Source organism: Pseudomonas sp. DR208 (assembly GCF_019823005.1).
Taxonomy (GTDB): Bacteria; Pseudomonadota; Gammaproteobacteria; order Pseudomonadales; family Pseudomonadaceae; genus Aquipseudomonas; species Aquipseudomonas extremorientalis.
Map to the genome: position 1 here is coordinate 2,475,009 of NZ_CP081944.1, position 16,799 is coordinate 2,491,807.

Below are 16,799 nucleotides of genomic sequence, written 5' to 3' on the forward strand. Positions count from 1 at the left end.
TTCCACTGTCGGCGCCAGGTTCGGCGCCGCTATTCAGATTGCATGAACCAGTTCTTTCTCCGGGGCGAGACTCCTTGTATTCGGCGAAAGGATCAGCTGCGCGGCCTTCTCCGCGATCATCAGCGTGGGTGAACAGGTATTGCCAGAGGTGATGCGCGGCATGATCGAAGCGTCGGCGATGCGCAAGCCGGGCACGCCGTGCACCCGCAGTTGGGCGTCGACCACTGCGTCTTTATCGTTGCCCATGCGGCAGGTGCCGACCGGGTGGAAGATCGTCGTTCCGATGCGTGCGGCGGCTTCGTGCAATTGCGCTTCGGTCTGCAGCGAATCGCCCGGCAGATACTCCACCGGCTTGAACTGGCTCAGGGCCGGTGCGGCGACGATGCGGCGCGTCAGGCGGATCGCATCGGCGGCCACGCGCAGGTCTTCCGGATGGCTGAGGTAGTTGGGGCGGATCAGCGGTGCGTCCGCCGGGTTGGCCGAGCGGATGTCGATACGGCCCCGGCTCTGCGGACGCAAGTCGCAGACCGACGCGGTAAACGCCGGGAACCCGTGCAACGGTTCGCCGAAACGCTCCAGGGACAGTGGCTGTACGTGGTATTCCAGGTTGGCCGATGTCTGTTCCGGACCCGAGCGCGCAAACGCACCCAGTTGACTGGGCGCCATCGACAGCGGGCCGCTGCGGTCGTAGAGGTAGCGCAGGCCCATGCCCATCTTGCCCCACAGGGTGCCGGCGATCTGGTTGAGGGTGCGGGCGTTTTCCAGTTTGTAGATCAGCCGCAGTTGCAGGTGGTCCTGGAGGTTGCCGCCGACGCCGGGCAGTTCATGCAGCACTTCGATGCCCAGTGGCTCCAGCACGTTGGCGGGACCGATCCCTGACCGTTGCAGGATGCCCGGCGAACCCACTGCACCGGCGCACAGCACAATCTCCTTGCGCGCTTTCCAGCTCACTTGCTGGCCGTGTTGACGCCCGACCACTTGGCAGGCACGGCCGTTTTCCAGGAGCACGCGGTCCACTTCCACTTCGGTCAGCACGGTGAGGTTGGGGCGCTGGCGCACCGGCTTGAGAAACGCCTTGGCCGCGTTCCAGCGTACCCCGGCCTTCTGGTTGACCTGGAAGTAGCCGCAGCCTTCGTTATCGCCCTGGTTGAAATCGCTGATGTTGGCGATGCCGCTCTGCGCCGCCGCATCGCGGAACGCATCGAGGATCGGCCAGTGCAGACGCTGTTGCTCGACTCGCCATTCACCGCCGTCGCTGTGAAATTCCGAGCCGCCGGCAAAGTGGTTTTCGCTCTGCTTGAACAGCGGCAGCACGTCCTTCCACGCCCAACCTTCATTACCTGCGGCCGCCCAGCCGTCGTAGTCCTGGGCCTGGCCACGCATGTAGATCATGCCGTTGATGGAGGAGCAGCCGCCCAGCACCTTGCCCCGTGGATAACTCAGCGCACGGCCTTGCAGGCCTTCCTGGGCTTCGGTCTTGAAGCACCAGTCGGTGCGTGGGTTGCCGATGCAGAACAGGTAGCCGACGGGGATATGGATCCAGGGGTAATTGTCGCGGCCACCGGCTTCGAGCAGCAGCACGCGGTGGGCGGGGTTGGCGGACAGTCGATTGGCCAGCAGGCAGCCCGCTGGGCCGGCGCCTACGACGATGTAATCGTATTCAGCAGTTGCAATGGGCATCTGAAGGTCTCGCTTGTTTTTCTTATTGGCCCCATCCTAGTTGTTAGTTTTCGTCTTAAAAATGTTAGTTTTTACCCAGCTGCTGTGCGTTTTTAAACAGCGTAGCCCAGGGATAGGCAATGGAGGCGTCATGTTCGACTGGAATGACCTGCGGTACTTTCTCGAGCTGCAGCGCAGCGGTCGCTTGCTCACCGCCGCGCAACGCCTGAAAACCACCCACGCCACTGTGGCCCGGCATATCGAGGCGATCGAGAAAAGTCTCGGCACCGCGCTATTCGTGCAGCATGCCCAGGGCTACGAACTGACCCCCGCCGGCGAGGCCCTGCTAAAACATGCCGAGGCCATGGAAAACGTCGCACTGCTGGCCGAAGACGAGCTGACTCATGCTGCCGCGCCCCTGGGCAAGATCCGCCTGGGTGTGGCCGAAGGCCTGGGCGTGATGTTCCTGGCCAGCCGCATGGGCGGGCTGTTCGAGCGCTACCCCGGGTTGGAAGTGGAGCTGGTGGCGGTGCCGCGCTTTGTCAGCATCCTCAACCGCGAAGCGGAAATCAGCATCCACCTCGAGCGGCCGAGCGTCGATCAACTGGTCACGCGCAAACTTACCGACTACCGCCTGGCCCTCTATGCCAGCCGCGGCTACCTGGCGCGCAACCCGCCGATTGAAAAGCGCGAAGACCTTGCGGCACACGCCTGGATCGATTACGTCGACGACCTGCTGTTCAGCCAGGAACTCAAATTCCTCAGCAGCTTCTGCCGCAACCCCAAGGTGGTGTTCCACAGCACCAGCGTGATCGCCCAGCATCAGGCGGCGCGCTCCGGTTTGGGGATTGCGGTATTACCGTGCTTCATGGCCGCCGGCGACCCGGACCTGGTGCCGTTGCTGCCGGGGGAGGGGATCCAGCGCAGCTACTGGATCAGCTCGCGCCGGGAATTGCACAAGTCAGTGCGGCTGCGGGTGTTGTGGGATTACGTGGTGGAGTTGTGCGCGCGGGAGCAGGGGTTGTTGTTGGGCGAGGCCTGATGCCAGGCCTGCCCAACAGAGGGTTAGAGTTTCACCACCTGATGCACCTGCTCCGCGCAAGCCCGTGCATCCTCGATCATTTTCCCGAACGCCTTGCTGACAATCTCATCACGGCTCAACCAACGCACCTTCTGGCTCAGGCGATAGTGATAACGCAGCCCGCCATTCGCCTGCGAACCCTGCAGATCCAAGTCATACCACGGCGAACGCACCTGGCAACCCGGGATGGCTTTTTCCATCCGCCCGCCGCTCAGGGTGATGCTGTAGTCATGGGTTTGCGGGTTGCCCAGATCAAGCTCGGCCTGCTGCCCTTGGCGGCGGTAGTTGATAAAACCATCCCAACGACCCTTGAGCGATTCATCGCTATATACGTAGTCATTCGCCAGCTTTTCCAGCGCACGCTGATCATTCATTTTGGCCGTGACGGTATAGCCGTCATGTACCACAAAGCCGGTGGCCGGGCGGGTGATCTGGCAGTCGCTGATCTCGTTGCCGAAGTTGGCGCAGATGTCCTGGTCGGTGGCGGTGCTGCCTTGCTGGCGGTCGGCGACGCTCAGTTGCATCAGCGGCAGGCGACTGAAGGTGATCGTGGCCTGGGTCGTGCCGTAGCCTTGTTTGTCGTAGTGCACCTGTTTGTCCAGGCGCAGGGTGGTTTCGGGGCGTTCCAGCGGGATATGTTCCTCGCGCACCTGACCCTGGGCGTCGTTGACCAGCACCCAGCGGTCCTGGATATCGGGCATGACCTGACCGGGGGCGAACACCGGGTTGGTCGGGTCGAGCCACCACACCTGGCCATCCACTTCGGCGCGGACGATGGCGTGGTTCGGCGCCTGGGGGCCGGGGATCAGTAGCGACTCGACCACATCGCCCCGGCTGACCCAGGCGGTCTCGGCCTTGATGCCACTGGCCTTGAGCAAGGCGGTCAGCAGGATTGCCAGGTCCTTACAGTCGCCATAACCGTGTTGTTCGATTTCAGCGAGGTTGAAGGGCACGTAGCCGCGCTCTGTCGCACGCCAGTCACCCAGGTAGCGATAGTGATCGTTGATGTGCTGCATCAATGCCGCAACCTGTTCGGCCGGTGCCAAACCGCGTACGGCAACCACGGCAGCAGCACCTTGTGGTGGCAGGTTGGCACCGAGGATCTGGTTGTAGCGCTGCGCGAACGCCCCGAAGTACGCCTGGGGCTCCAGAGCACTGCCTATCTCGATACGCGGGATGCGCAGCAACGCGGCGTTGGAGGCTTCGTTGATGTAGTTGAGGTAGGTCGGGGCCTTTTGCACCACGTCCAGGGTCTTGCCATTCTGCGACGGCGTTACGCTGAAACCCTCGAACAGTTCGCTGCGCCACTGGATGGGGCGCTCCGCAGTAAAACGCGCCTTGAACCGGTCGCGCCGCGCCGGGCTGGCGCCGAATTTGAGCACGTAGTGAAACTGGGTCATCAAGGGCTTGGCGGCGTGGTGCTCGCGTACGGTGTAGCGAATCTGCGTGCCGACGCGCAGGTTGGGGAAGGCTAGAGAGGTCTGTTTGTCGCGGCTGAAGCCCTGGTCCGGATTGGGCGCGATGCGGGTGTCGATCTGCGTCGCATCCAGCGCCACTGGTTTGGCGCCGGGCTGAGTGGACTGCGCGCTGATCACTTCAAAGATGTCGCCTTCGGAATAATCGAAGTCGATGCGTGAGAGCATTTCGCGGCCGCTCGGCTTGAGGATCGTATAGCGGTAGGTGGTGGTGCAGTCGGTACTGGCGTCGCGGCTGAAGTGGCAGTGCAGCTCGGTGTCGCTGGCCAGTGGTGCTTCGGCCAGGGGCTGCAGCGCGGCAAATACGCCAGGAGCAACAAGCCCCAGGCTGATGGCAATCAGGGGGCGGTGAAACGAAAAACGGTACATGGGCGCCTCGGGTGACACATTGAAACAGCTACCCGGTGGGTAGCGAGAAGGCGCTGGATGATAATTGCTCGCAACTAAGAAAGCCAGGATTGTTCGACAATTTATGTGGCTGAAAGGCCCGTGCTAGAGCCTTTTCTTTGATTTGTGTCAGTCGTTTCTCAGTTCGAAGTCGGCGCTGGCAAGCTTCTCGCCGTTGATCAGCACATGGACGACATGCTTGCCGGGGTAATGCTTGCGCGTGGTCAACTCGCGGATATGTTGCTCACGGCGGATGCTGTGAAGCTCGCCAGCGCCGAGGGTAAACGCCTTGAGCTTGAACACCTTCGCCGTACTGTGGCCGGCACTTTTCACATAGTCGATGGCGTAGTCCACCACCAGCTTCTGTGGGGCTGCGGCGGTGGATTCCAGGGTGAAGGACAGGTTGATCCGCTCTCCCAGGTTGATCACCGCTGGCGTCACTTGCAGATGGTGGATCTTCACGTCGGCCCTGGCCCCGGCCCCCATGATCGTCAGCGCACGCGTGTTACCTTGCTTGATCAGGCTGCGCAGCGCGTGGCGGGCGATCCAGGCGGTGTGAGGGTTATCCAGATTCCAACCTTCGATCAGGCTGAGCACCCATTCCGGGTGGTCCTTGGTGATGTCGTTGAGGTGGTTGGCCACCGACTTGCGCACGTACAGGCTGGTATCTGCCTTGAGGTTGTCGAGGATCGACGCACACAGTTCGGGGTTGGCCTGTATTTCGGCCAGGCGGAACGACCAGGGCAAGCGCGGCCGCGAACCTTCGCTGGCCAGGCGGCGCACGTGTTCGTTGGTATCCAGCGACCATTCGTGCATCACCGCCAACGTGCGCGGGAAGTCGTGCAGTAGAAAATGGCGGATCGCGAATTCGGCGGAGCCAAACGTCGTGAAGTACTTGAGCGCGGCCATTGAACGTTTGAAATCATCCCGCCCGTAGCTCGCCACGAAGTGCGGCAGGAACAGGCTGACAAACGAACTGTTCAGGCGCGGGGCCAGGGCGTAGAGCCGCTTCAGCGTTTGCGGGTAATCCAGCGGGATCACCGCATGCAGGCTCTCGCTGACCCGCGCCATGCGCTGCATCACCGACAATTCGGCCAGCCCGGCCTTGGCGTGCTTGAGGAACCCCTTGGCGTCGAACGCCGGGTACACCGCCGTCATCTCGGTGGCGATGTGTTGCAGGCGTTCGACGTTGAAGATTTCCTTGAGGGCCGGGGCGCTTTGGTCGGTCATCGATGATTCCGTGAGTGCTATTAGAGAAACCAGCGATATTCCCGCGCATGGATCTCTTGCTGGAAGGCCAAGTGGTCCTGACGCTTGTTTTCGCAGTACACCTCGACAAATTCGGCGCCCAGCTTATCGCGCAATACCGCGTGATGCTGCATGGCACGCACGGCGTCGAGCATTTCCAGGGGGAAGTCGCTGCCGCTGCTGCGGTCTTCATTCAGCGGGGCGATGGGTTCGCGCCTGGCCTCAAGACCGTGTTCCAGGCCAACCAGGATCGCCGCCAGCACCAGGTATGGGTTGGCATCGGCACTGGCCAGTCGATGTTCGATACGCAGGTTGCGCGGGTCGGACTCGGGGATGCGCACGCACGCGTCGCGGTCTTCAAAGCCCCAGCTGGCGCGGGTGGCGGCGTTGACCGTACCGCCCAGGCGGCGGAAGGCATTGTGGTTGGGCGAGAAGATCGGCATGCAGTGCGGCAGCAACTCCAGGCATCCGGCGACGGCATGGCGCAAGGGTTGCTGCTGGTGAGCCGCCAGCAAATTGTTACCCGCACCGTCATACAGGCTCACATGCACATGCATGCCGCTGCCGGGATATTGCAGGTAGGGCTTGGCCATGAAGCTGGCGCGGTAGCCGTGTTTCAATGCCACACCACGGGTACTGCGGCAGAACAGGGCGGCCCAGTCGGCAGCGCGCATCCCATCGTCGAGGTGGCCGAAGTTGATTTCGAACTGGCCGGGGCCGATCTCGGCGGTGATCACGGTGATATCGATGCCCTGGTCCTTGGCGGTTTGCGCCATGCCATCCAGTACTTCGCTGAAGCGCGACAGCCGTTCGATGTGCAGGTTGGGCTGGTCGTCGGCGTCATCGCTCAACGGGTCGCGGGCAAATTGCGGCAGGCCATTGTCGAGTTTTTTGTCGAACAGGTAGAACTCCAGTTCGAACGCCACCACCGGGTGAATGCCCTTGTGTTGCAGGCGTTCCAGCACCTTGGCCAGCACTTCGCGGGGTTCGAACTCGATGGGCGCCTCGGTGCCGTCCGAGGTGATCAGCATCTGTCCCAGCGGCTGCGATTCCCAACTCACCGGCTTGAGGGTGCCCGGCACCAGGCGACGGTTGGCATCCGGGTCGCCGTCGTTGAAGCAGTAGTCGCCAATCTTGAACAACCCGCCCTGAACCCCCAGCAACACGGCGTTCTGTGGCAGCTTCAACGGGCTGCCGGCGGCGACTTTTTCCAGCATCTCGATGGGGTAACGCTTGCCGTAGAAGTGCCCGGGAATGTCCAGGGCGATCAGGTCGACATAACGCACGTCCGGATGGTTCTGGCGAAAGGTCCGTACTTCGGCCAGTAACGTGGAGGCATGGCTTTTCACGGGTGTTGCTCCTAGTTGTAAACCCACAACACGCGGGCGGGCAGGTCGGTCAGGTTGGCGTAGCGGCAATGGGCAAAACTGGCCAGGTGGAAGCTGTCGCCGGGGCCGAGGGTGACTGAGCCAGCTTCACCGTCCACCCACAACGTCAACTCGCCCTCCAGCACAAACCCGGCCTGTTCGGCGCGGTCGCTCATGGTCTGTTCACCGCTGTTGGCACCGGGGGCCAGCAGGCTGTCGAGCATCGAGAAGGCGCCGTTCATGCTCGGCGAGACGAGGATGTCGGTGATGCCGTTGGCGTAATACACCGTGCGCCGCTCGTTGGGGCGGGTGATCCAGTCCACGGCCTTGGGTTTGGGCTGGCTGTAGAAGTAAGTAGTAGGTACGCCGAGGGCATGGCTGATGGCGGTCAAGTCCGCCACGGTCGGGCGCGACAGGCCACGCTCGACCTGGGACAGGAAGCCCACCGAACGCTCGATTTTCTGTGCGAGCTGGGCGAGGGTAAGCTTCTTGTGCTTGCGCAGGTCGTGGATCAGTGCCGCGAGGGTGGCAAGTTCTTCTTGTTTGTTCATGAAATTTATTTCGATAAATTTCATGAAAAATTACAGGATTTATTTCATAAGGGCAATGGCATGGGCTTTTGCGCGCACCCGTTCGGGCTGGAACGGCTGCTGCAGCGACGCGCGAAGGTTGGCACAATTGAATGATCGCGCGTGGCAGCGGTCCGAACTTCGGTACACACCTTTTCATTGAAGGAACTCCCATGAAATCCAGATCCCTCGCTGCCTGCCTGCTGGTCGCCACCAGCCTGTCCACCGCCAGCTTTATCGTGCAGGCCGGTGATACCCCGCAGGAAACCGTACAACCTTCGAGTATCAATACCCGTGACTTGAAAGAAGGTGACCGTGCCCCGGATATCCTGATGCGCAAGGAGTCGGCCGTCAGCGACTGGAAAAAGCGCGGTCTCAAACAGCCTGAAGAGGACAGCCAGTGGGCGCGGGTAGGCGATAAGTTCGTGCTGCTCAAAACCACCAACGGCACCATTCTCGAGATCACCCCTGTCAAGAAATGACCTTGCATTTGTGCCCTGTTCCTGAGTTAAGGTAACCGGCGGAAACGGCCGTGTTACCTTCAAGGAAAGAGAGCAGGATGCTTGCGACAATAAGAAACTACCCTCGCACTGTTAACCTGTTGCTGTCCGCCACATTGCTGCTCACGCTGGCCAAGGCAATCACTTTTCCCTACCTGGTGATCTACCTCACCCACCATTTTTCCCTCGACATCACCCAGGTTGGCCTGGTGATCGGCAGTTCGCTGATCGTCGGCTCGCTGCTCAGTGTGTATGGCGGTTTCCTGGTCGACCGTATCAACAGTTATCGGTTGCTGCTGACCTTCAGCGTGCTGTTTGTGCTGGGCTTTGTCGGTACTGTTCTGGCCCAGAACATCTGGGCGTTCTACAGCTGCCTGATCCTGATCAACCTGGCTTATGCGGTGATCGATATTGCGGTCAAGGCCGGTTTTGCCAGCCTGTTGCCCGAAGACGCCCGCAGCGAAGTGTTTTCCATCAAGTACACCCTGACCAACATCGGTTATGCGGTTGGGCCCGCTTTCGGGGCGGTGCTGGCCAAGCTGGATATCAGCGTGCCGTTTATCCTTTCGGCGTTGTTGGGGGTAGGGTTTTTCCTTCTGTATTGGCGCTGGGGCGACCGTACCCTGGCCACCGTTGATGCCACGCAAAAACCGGTGCCATTCCTTGCCGTCGGGCGAGTACTTTTAAGGGATCATCGTCTCGTGTGCTTCACCCTCGGCGGTGTACTCAGTGCCGTGGTGTTCGGCCAGTTCACCGCGTGGCTGTCGCAATACCTGGTGACCACCACCACGGCCGAATACACCTACACCGTGGTCAGCGCCGTGCTGACCACCAACGCGGTGTTGGTGATTGCCCTGCAATACCTGATTGGGCGGCGGATATCGCACCGTTACCTCGGCCAGTGGCTGGTCGCGGGCCTGGGCATGTTCATGCTGGGGATCGTCGGGTTTGCGCTGTCCACCAGCGTACTGTGGTGGGTGCTGGCGATGGCGGTGTTCACCGTGGGGGAGATCATTGTGTTCCCGGCCGAATACATGTTCATCGACCGGATAGCCCCGCACCACTTGCGCGGCATGTACTACGGGGCACAGAACCTGTCCAACCTGGGCGCCGCGCTGGGGCCGGTGTTGTGCGGGCTGGTGCTGGCCAGCCTGCCGGCCCATTACATGTTCTGGATGCTGGGAGCGTTTATCGTCGGGGGCGGGGTGTTCTACTTTATTGGGGCGTCGTTGAAGGCAAGTCATCCAGCGTGAGCTTGCCCATGGTGTTGCTCTGCAGTTCGTAACGCAGCTCTTCCACCATCTTTTCCACTTCTTGCGGGGTCTGCAGGCGGTTGGTGCTGATCCCGGTGACGACCAGGTCGACCCGGCCGGTTTCGGCGTCATAGACCTTGAGGGTCAGGGACGCATCCCGGCACAGGGTGAACTCGCACGTCAGCGGCGACAGGCCTTCTTCGATGCAGTTTCGCAGTTGAGAGAGGGTAAACATGCGGGTTCCTTCAGGCATTCAGTTTGATACCTTGAAGGTTATTGACTAGCCGTCGCCGCAATAAGGCGAATTCGCACTAGGTGCACTAGTGCATTTGCACTGTCACGGCTTGTTTTTGACCCGCAATTCCCCGGCGAACAGCCCGCGTTCACGGGCCCAGACGATGGCAGCGCTGCGGCTGTGCACCCCCAGTTTGGAGTACACCGTGGCCACATGATTACGCACGGTGTTGGGCGCCAGTTTCAGGCGCGAGGCGATCTCCTTGTCGGCCAGCCCCTCACAGATCAGGCCCAGTACATCGCGCTCGCGGGCGGTAAGGTCGGTAAAGGCCACGTTCGTTTGGCTGGCGCTGTTGACGCTCTTGGCGTTGGCCAGTTTTTCGATCAGCGTCTGGCTGAACCACGAGGCATCCTGCATCACTTCCTCGATGGCCGCTACCAGCTCCAGCTCCGAGCGTTTGCGTTCGGTGATGTTCATCATCACCATCAGGTAGCAGGGCGCGTCCTGGATGATCACGGTGTCGGCGGAGACCACGCAGTCGATCACCTCGTTGCCTTTCTTGCGCACCTTGAGGTCCTGGCCGTCGAGGTTGCCGGCTTTTTCCAGGCTGGCGAACAACTGTGCGGCAGCCTGGGGGCTGTCGATAAAGTCGATGTCCTCGATCGATTTGCCGATCAGCTCTTCACTGATGTAGCCGGTGATGCTCATGAAAGCTTCGTTGATATCCACCACCTGGCGGTTACCGGCGCTGCACACCAGGGTCGGCACCGGGGTCAGGCGGAAGGATTTGGCGAAGCGCTCCTCACTCTGACGCAGGGCAATTTCCGCTTTGCGCCGTGGCTCCAGGTCCATGAAGGAAAACAGCATGCAGTCCTCTTCGTTCATGTCCAATGGCTGGCCAGCAACGATTACCAGCTTGCTGCCGCCTCCGGGCAGCCGTAGCTCCGCCTGCATCTGCGGGATGGTCGCGCCTTCGCCCAGGCGCTGGATGGCCAGGTCCTTGCGTTCGGCCTGTTCCAGTACATCCAGTTCATACACCGATTTGCCGATGACCTGGTCGCGGTTGTAGCCGGTCATCTCCAGGAAGCCCTGGTTGACCTTGATATAGCGCAGGTCGCTGAGGCGACAGATCACCGCCGGCGCCGGGTTGGCATTGAAGGTTTTTTCGAAGCGCTGCTCGGCGCTGGCCCACTCGGTGGCGTCGCTGAGGATCAGCACCAGCAGTTCCGGTTCACCGTGGGAGTCGGTGATCACCAGGCTGCGCAGGCGGTGCACCCAGGTTTTTTCTTCGTCGGCGGTGGGCGTGACTTCCACCACCACGTCGCTGAACTCATCGCCCGCCGCGGCCCGGGCCAGCGGGTAGTTGTCTGCCTGCACCGGGTGGTTGTTGCGGTAGCGCAGCGCAAAGCGCTCGGCGTATTGCTGCCCGTTGGCGCCCAGCCCCATCACGTCACCCACGCCATGCATGGTCAGCGCGGCCTCGTTGGCCCACAGGATGGTCTGGTCGACCTCGGCCAGAATCACCCCGTCGGACAGGCCGGAGATGATCTGCTGCAACTGGCGGCGGTTGGTTTCCTTGGCAAGCACATCCTGGGTCATAGGTCTTCCTGAGAGTGGGCGCATGGAATTACGACACCTGGGCCTCAGGATAGTGCAGATGCACCAGGCGCAGACCTGCGTAAAATGCCCGTTTCATACGTATCAGGCACAGGTGCATTTTGAGCGCAGGCAAAGCCGTCGGACTGTTGTTACTCACCTCACTGCTGACGGCGTGCGGCACCTCGCCGCCACGTACGCCAAATGATCTGTGCGGCATCTTCCGCGAAAAAGACGACTGGTACGACGCTGCCAAAGTCACGCAAAAACGCTGGGGCGTACCGATCCAGGTGCCGTTCGCGATCATGTATCAGGAGTCCGGCTTCCATCAGGACGCCTTGGCCCCGCGTAAATACCTGCTGTGGATCATTCCCTGGGGCCGCGTCTCCACCGCCGCCGGCTACGCCCAGGCCAAGGACGAGGTGTGGAACGATTACCGCAAGAGCACCGGCCGCAGCGGCGCCAGCCGCCAGGACTTCGACGACGCCATCGACTTCGTCGGCTGGTACATGGACAAGACCTACACCATCAACGGCGTCTACAAATACGACGCCTACGGCCAGTACCTGAACTACCACGAAGGCTGGGGCGGCTATCGCCAGCGCACCTACGCCGCCAAGGCCTGGCTGCCAACGGTAGCCAGCAAGGTACAGGCGCGGTCGCAGATGTATGCGGCGCAATATGCGCGGTGCAAGGATGACTTGGGGCGGGGGTTCTGGAGTCGGTTCTGGCATTGGTTTTAAGGGGCAGCCCTTTCAAGGTCTTAAGGTCACAGGCGGTAAGTACCCTGTGGCGAGCGGGCTTGCCCCGCGTTGGGTCGCGAAGCGACCCTGGAGGAAGGAATGCGGTGAATCAGGCACTCCTCGGCCGCTGGTTTTGGGGCCGCTTCGCAGCCCAACGCGGGGCAAGACCGCTCGCCACAGTTGCAGTGACCGCCCTATTGGGAGGGTATTGTGAAGAGCACAGCGTGGGGATGGGCTACATCTGAATCAACCAACCCACCAAAGGCACTATCATCAGCGTACTCAACGCCATTGAGGTGACATTGCCAATGTACGGGTGAAAGTGTGTGGGCAAGCGACCTGCAATTGCACAGGCCAGTGGCGGCGCGATCAAAGCCCCGAGCAGTGCACTTGAACCGATGACGGTCCAACTGCCACCGTGGGTCAATACAGCCGCCGGGACCACTGAGACCAGTGGAACGTAGGTCGGATACCATCCGCGTTTCTTCCACTGTTTTCGCCAGATCGCGACACCCAGTGCCGATGTCAGCGCCTGGGCCGCTATCAGGGGCAACACCAGGCCTGATCCATACGCCGGGCTGATCGGGTTCAGCGCATAGGCTACCAGTACACCTGCCAGCAACCCGAGACTGGCAAGTTCGTTCCCGAAAAAAGGCGCTTCGGAAAAATCTGCGAGCACCCGACGCAGACTCCAGGCAATACCATAAGTGGGGGGCGGGGCGGGGGCCGGTTTGGCGAGGGCTATGTAATCAGAACTCACCAACGACGGCACTCGGCGACAAAGTACAAACGCAATGACGCTGCCGAGTGCCATGCCCACCACGTTGCCGATCACCACTGGAAGACCCAGTGGAACGCATACGAAGTTCACGATCAGCAGACAAAGGGGGGTCACCAGCAATGCGCCCAATACCGCACCGTTTACGGCAACTTTCCAGCCGCCGCCGAACATCAGCACCATGGCTGCCGGTAACGAGACGAATGCCGCAAACGTGGGTTGCCACGTTTGTGCGGTGACGCTCCAACCCCACAGAAGATTGCTCAACATCAGCCCCAGCAGTGAACTTGTCACCAACCAAGGCCATAGCCCTGTTCCGTAGGAAATAGAAAACCCTTGCCAGGCTTTACCGTGCTTGCTCGCCCACCATGCAAGGTAGGCGCCGCCCAACAAACCGAGCGATGCCAGTTCGTGCTTGTAGAAGGCTACTTCACTGATATCCCCGACTATCCACCGCAGCCAGGCAACGGGATGGGGCAGGCTTGTGATCATCTCGGTATAGCCCGGCCAGGACCACTGGTTGCTAAGTGCAACCCACAGCATCAATAGCACGCTGGCTAATCCCAACATCAGGACGGTTATATCGGCCATGGACCGGCGGGGCCTCGTTTCTGTACTGAGTGTTTTCATACAGAGCCCTCCGATCAGCGTGGAAGGGCAGAGTGGCGGGAGTAGCCAAGCATTTGATCGTAGAGATCATTGCGTCGATCACGCTGCAGGTCATTAAGGCTGTTCCAGATCGGAGCACTGCGGGCGCTGGTGATATCAATGTCGGCGAACAGGATTTCCTGGCGATTGGCTGAAGCTACCGGGCCTATAGGCCAGCCGTTGGTTCCGGCAATCAACGAGCATCCGAGGTAGCGCGCTTCCCGCTCTTCGCCAATGCGGCTGGCGGCAGCGATAAACACGTTATTGACGTGGGCGGCGGTCATCGTCAGGTACGACGCCATGCATTTGCCTGCCTCATCGAACAGGGGCGGAGGCGTCCACACCCAGTTGTTCAGGCTGCAAATGATATCGGCGCCCTGCTGGCTGAGAATACGTGGCACCTCCGGGAACCAGATATCCCAGCAAATCAGCAAGCCAATGCGGCCTATCGGCGTTTCAAATACTGGAAATCCGCTATCACCAGGCGTGAACCAGAGCTTTTCCAGGTTCCATAGATGTGCCTTGCGGTATTTGCCGATGAACCCATCGGGACCCAGCAGCACAGCCGTATTGAATAACTGCATACCGTCTATTTCGCACAGGCCCGCCACCAGGTACACCTGGTGCTTGCAGGCAAAATCTGCCCACGCCCGCACACTTTCGCCGCCTGGTATCAGCTCTGCATGATCAAAGGCGTCCTGGCGGCTGCTGAAGAAATACCCGCAATTGGTAAGTTCGGGCAGTACGATCAGATTCGCTCCACCGTTTGCCGCCTCGGTCGCCAGTGCAAGACTTTGACGCAGGTTGTTGGTTCGGTTGTTCATGCCAACCTGAGGGTCCAGTTGGATGACGGCTACGCGGGCGGGGCTTGCTGGTTCGCTCATGGCGGTGACCTCTTATTGTTATGCAACCGGGAGTCGGTTGGGCGTTTATAAGAGGCGAACAAATGTTTAATTAAAAGTCAGGTGATTCCCGTTGCGTTGTAGTCTCTTTCTTTTACGGTTCAGCTTTGTAGAGTGGGTAGTCATGCATCGTAAAGTCACCATTGAAATCGGCTTGGGTTTTACTGCAAATGTTTATCACGGTATCAATTGCTCCCCTGAAGCAAGGTTCCGTCCAGCCCGCATCTACGGAGAAAGATTCACCGCAGAGATACAAACCTGAGGTGTGAGAAAAATCTCGATTGTATTTCAGTAGCTTCATGGCGTCGTAATAAGTACCTGCACGATAAAGTTTTGCACAGCCAAGGGAGTTTTTATCATTCATCCACCGTTGAACCACCGCGTTATCGCGTCCGATATACGGTGATATTTTTTCCTTTATATTGGCAGATTTCAAAAGAATTCTGTCGAGGTCTTCGATGCACCGGTCAACCAGTTCTTTGTCAGTAAATATCGATAGCTTGGTAGCGTCGTCTTCCCATGTGTAGCTGAGAAGGATGCAATCGTAGGTATTGGTAGCGTTGTAGCGGTAAGTGTATACGTCATGAATCAAGCTATCTGTGACGATGGCTTGAGGGATTTTTTTATTTTGAGAGAGAAACGACTTTTTGAGAGGTGCGTACACCTTGCAGCTGGTTTCCCAGTGGGCTGACTTATAGGCTTCTATGACTTCAAATGGAAGCATTTCCTGGCTGAAGTTTTCAATTGATATGTGTGTTTCGATCAGCCACGAAGGCAGTGTCATTACCACAGAGTCGTAATCGATGAACTCTTTCTTTGCCTGTTCTTTTTGTGTGATGTTCCAGTCGAAATAGACCCGTATTTTTCCGTTATTTAGTTTCTTGAGCTTTGTCACTGCACTGCTGGTCATGAAACCTGAATGACTTTTTATGAGGTGCTCGTATAGAGACTCATGTGTTTCTTGGGATTTGATGAAAAGGAGTGATTCGGCCAGTGAACCAAGGCCGATGTAGGTGGGTTTGTTGAATGCAAGGCCTCTTGAATCCAAGGTCTCTGGATGATTCAAGTAAGGCGATGCTATCGGTTTACCGTCCACGTTTACGCGCCCGTGAATTAATTGCAGATGACTGCTGAATCCAAATATCGCCGTGCGAAGTGGGTAAAGCGAGCATACGTCATAGAATGCCCCCCAACTGCCGTCACCAATGCCGATGGCGTAGAAAACAGCGGATTCCTGTGCGGTCATACCCAAGCCACCAAAGTTTCCAGGGTCGCTGTGGTGCCAGCCATCAAGGCTTGGCATTTTTACCAATTCGCGGAAGGAAACACTTTCATATTTTTTGACGATTGAATTCCACATGTGCTCCCAGCCTTCACAACCGTAATGCTCGGAGACAATCAGCGTCATTCGCTCGGCGAAGGTTTTCCATTTTGCGAAAACACTACCCAGTGTTTGACCGGGAGGCGGTGTTTTGCCATCAGTGTTTTTCCAGATAAGCATTGTGGGTTCGGTGCTGTCATCTATGCTCCCTTCACGTAGAAATATACCCGTGGACCGGACTGCAGGGCTGCCTGGGTTGGGAAAGTCTGTATGGCGCAATTCGAACTCGTTGGCGTAATAGGCCATGAGTGAACGCCCATCTTTAGGCAGTTCGTTTGATTTATTGAAGAACGGCATTCTCATTGCGCCCATTTCGAAAGGTGGTCTTCCAACGGTATCGGTATTGTTATTTCCAAGGGCCGTAAGGTGCCTGCCGCCTATACGTTGTGACTTTTCAATTAACGTTATGTTTGTGAAGCCACATCGGTAAAGTTCACGTGCAGTTGTCAGTCCAGTAATGCCAGCGCCAATGATGCAAATTTTATGATGTGGCTCAGTGGCTTGGGCAATGCCATTGAATTGTTCCACCAAGGTGCGGTAGTCAAAACATAAGTCTGGTGGGTTTGGAAAGCTGGCCGCCCATTTGCTCTTGCTGGAGCGCTTTTTTCGATGAGCGTGTTGGGCTGTATCTGCGGGGTAATTAAAGGTGGAACCGATGGTCATTCTGATATTTCCTGTTCAGAGTTAACGGACTCTGAAAGGATGGATGTGAGCGCTGCTGGCCAGAAATAGGCTGCAGTTGGGTTTTGATGAGGGAAGTTCGTATTTTTTTGTAGGGGCGGTGCAAAAGATTTAGAGTGGGAGAGCATGCTTCACCCTTAACGACAGTGTATTACGAGCGAGGCTGCATGCACTCCAGTGAACGAGAATGGGCAGTGACCGACGAAGACTAGCCACGTGATTTGAGCGGCGCACGCGGTTGGGATTCTTTCGGAAACGTTCTGCGAGATAAAGGGAAATGTCACTGACTTGAGGTG

14 protein-coding genes are annotated in these 16,799 nt (G+C 58.9%); 4 read left to right on the plus strand and 10 right to left on the minus strand.

The window, feature by feature from the left end:
* Positions 1-33: 33 nt before the first annotated feature.
* Positions 34-1,680, minus strand: a complete 1,647-nt coding sequence (locus tag K5K89_RS11220) for a GMC family oxidoreductase (RefSeq protein WP_222541408.1) — start codon at positions 1,678-1,680, stop codon at positions 34-36.
* Positions 1,681-1,810: 130 nt separating this feature from the next.
* Here K5K89_RS11220 and K5K89_RS11225 point away from each other — a divergent pair, with 130 nt between their 5' ends.
* Positions 1,811-2,701 carry a LysR family transcriptional regulator gene (locus K5K89_RS11225; RefSeq protein WP_222541409.1) on the plus strand — a complete coding sequence of 297 codons (891 nt, stop codon included), beginning with the start codon at positions 1,811-1,813 and terminating at the stop codon, positions 2,699-2,701.
* Between the two features lie 23 nt (positions 2,702-2,724).
* Here K5K89_RS11225 and K5K89_RS11230 read toward each other — a convergent pair whose 3' ends face one another.
* From K5K89_RS11230 to K5K89_RS11245, 4 genes are all read right to left on the minus strand, one after another.
* Positions 2,725-4,584, minus strand: a complete 1,860-nt coding sequence (locus K5K89_RS11230; RefSeq protein ID WP_071489656.1) for a DUF3857 domain-containing transglutaminase family protein — start codon at positions 4,582-4,584, stop codon at positions 2,725-2,727.
* Between the two features lie 147 nt (positions 4,585-4,731).
* The gene (locus K5K89_RS11235; RefSeq protein ID WP_071489655.1) at positions 4,732-5,832 is read right to left on the minus strand and encodes a DNA alkylation repair protein; all 1,101 of its coding nucleotides are present in this window, start codon (positions 5,830-5,832) and stop codon (positions 4,732-4,734) included.
* Positions 5,833-5,852: 20 nt separating this feature from the next.
* Positions 5,853-7,199 (minus strand): glutamine synthetase family protein, encoded by a 1,347-nt coding sequence (locus tag K5K89_RS11240; RefSeq protein WP_222541410.1) that lies wholly within the window; start codon positions 7,197-7,199, stop codon positions 5,853-5,855.
* A gap of 11 nt (positions 7,200-7,210) precedes the next feature.
* Positions 7,211-7,768: a helix-turn-helix domain-containing protein gene (locus K5K89_RS11245; RefSeq protein WP_071489653.1), complete on the minus strand. Its 558-nt coding sequence runs from the start codon at positions 7,766-7,768 to the stop codon at positions 7,211-7,213.
* Positions 7,769-7,959: 191 nt separating this feature from the next.
* On the opposite strand from K5K89_RS11245, the gene K5K89_RS11250 reads away from it, so the two are divergent.
* A complete protein-coding gene (locus K5K89_RS11250; RefSeq protein WP_071489652.1) occupies positions 7,960-8,268 on the plus strand; it encodes an RcnB family protein in 309 nt (102 codons plus the stop codon).
* 77 nt (positions 8,269-8,345) lie between these two features.
* On the plus strand, positions 8,346-9,539 hold the full coding sequence (locus K5K89_RS11255; RefSeq protein ID WP_222541411.1) for an MFS transporter: 1,194 nt from the start codon (positions 8,346-8,348) through the stop codon (positions 9,537-9,539).
* Here K5K89_RS11255 and K5K89_RS11260 read toward each other — a convergent pair.
* Entirely contained in the window at positions 9,502-9,774 is a 273-nt protein-coding gene (locus K5K89_RS11260) for a DUF1652 domain-containing protein (RefSeq protein WP_071489650.1), read from the minus strand. The genes K5K89_RS11255 and K5K89_RS11260 overlap by 38 nt on opposite strands.
* Positions 9,775-9,876: 102 nt before the next feature.
* Positions 9,877-11,373: a PAS domain S-box protein gene (locus K5K89_RS11265; protein ID WP_222541412.1), complete on the minus strand. Its 1,497-nt coding sequence runs from the start codon at positions 11,371-11,373 to the stop codon at positions 9,877-9,879.
* A 119-nt stretch (positions 11,374-11,492) separates the two neighbouring features.
* On the opposite strand from K5K89_RS11265, the gene K5K89_RS11270 reads away from it, so the two are divergent.
* Positions 11,493-12,113, plus strand: coding sequence for a hypothetical protein (locus K5K89_RS11270; protein WP_093127246.1), 621 nt, complete (start codon positions 11,493-11,495; stop codon positions 12,111-12,113).
* A gap of 235 nt (positions 12,114-12,348) precedes the next feature.
* Here the strand turns inward: K5K89_RS11270 and K5K89_RS11275 are convergent, their stop codons facing one another.
* From K5K89_RS11275 to K5K89_RS11285, 3 genes are all read right to left on the minus strand, one after another.
* Complete coding sequence (locus tag K5K89_RS11275) at positions 12,349-13,521, minus strand: hypothetical protein (protein WP_165447924.1); 1,173 nt, start codon at positions 13,519-13,521, stop codon at positions 12,349-12,351.
* Between the two features lie 14 nt (positions 13,522-13,535).
* Positions 13,536-14,423 (minus strand): nitrilase family protein, encoded by an 888-nt coding sequence (locus tag K5K89_RS11280; RefSeq protein WP_222541413.1) that lies wholly within the window; start codon positions 14,421-14,423, stop codon positions 13,536-13,538.
* Between the two features lie 112 nt (positions 14,424-14,535).
* Positions 14,536-16,485, minus strand: a complete 1,950-nt coding sequence (locus K5K89_RS11285; protein ID WP_222541414.1) for a flavin monoamine oxidase family protein — start codon at positions 16,483-16,485, stop codon at positions 14,536-14,538.
* Between the last annotated feature and the right edge of the window lie 314 nt (positions 16,486-16,799).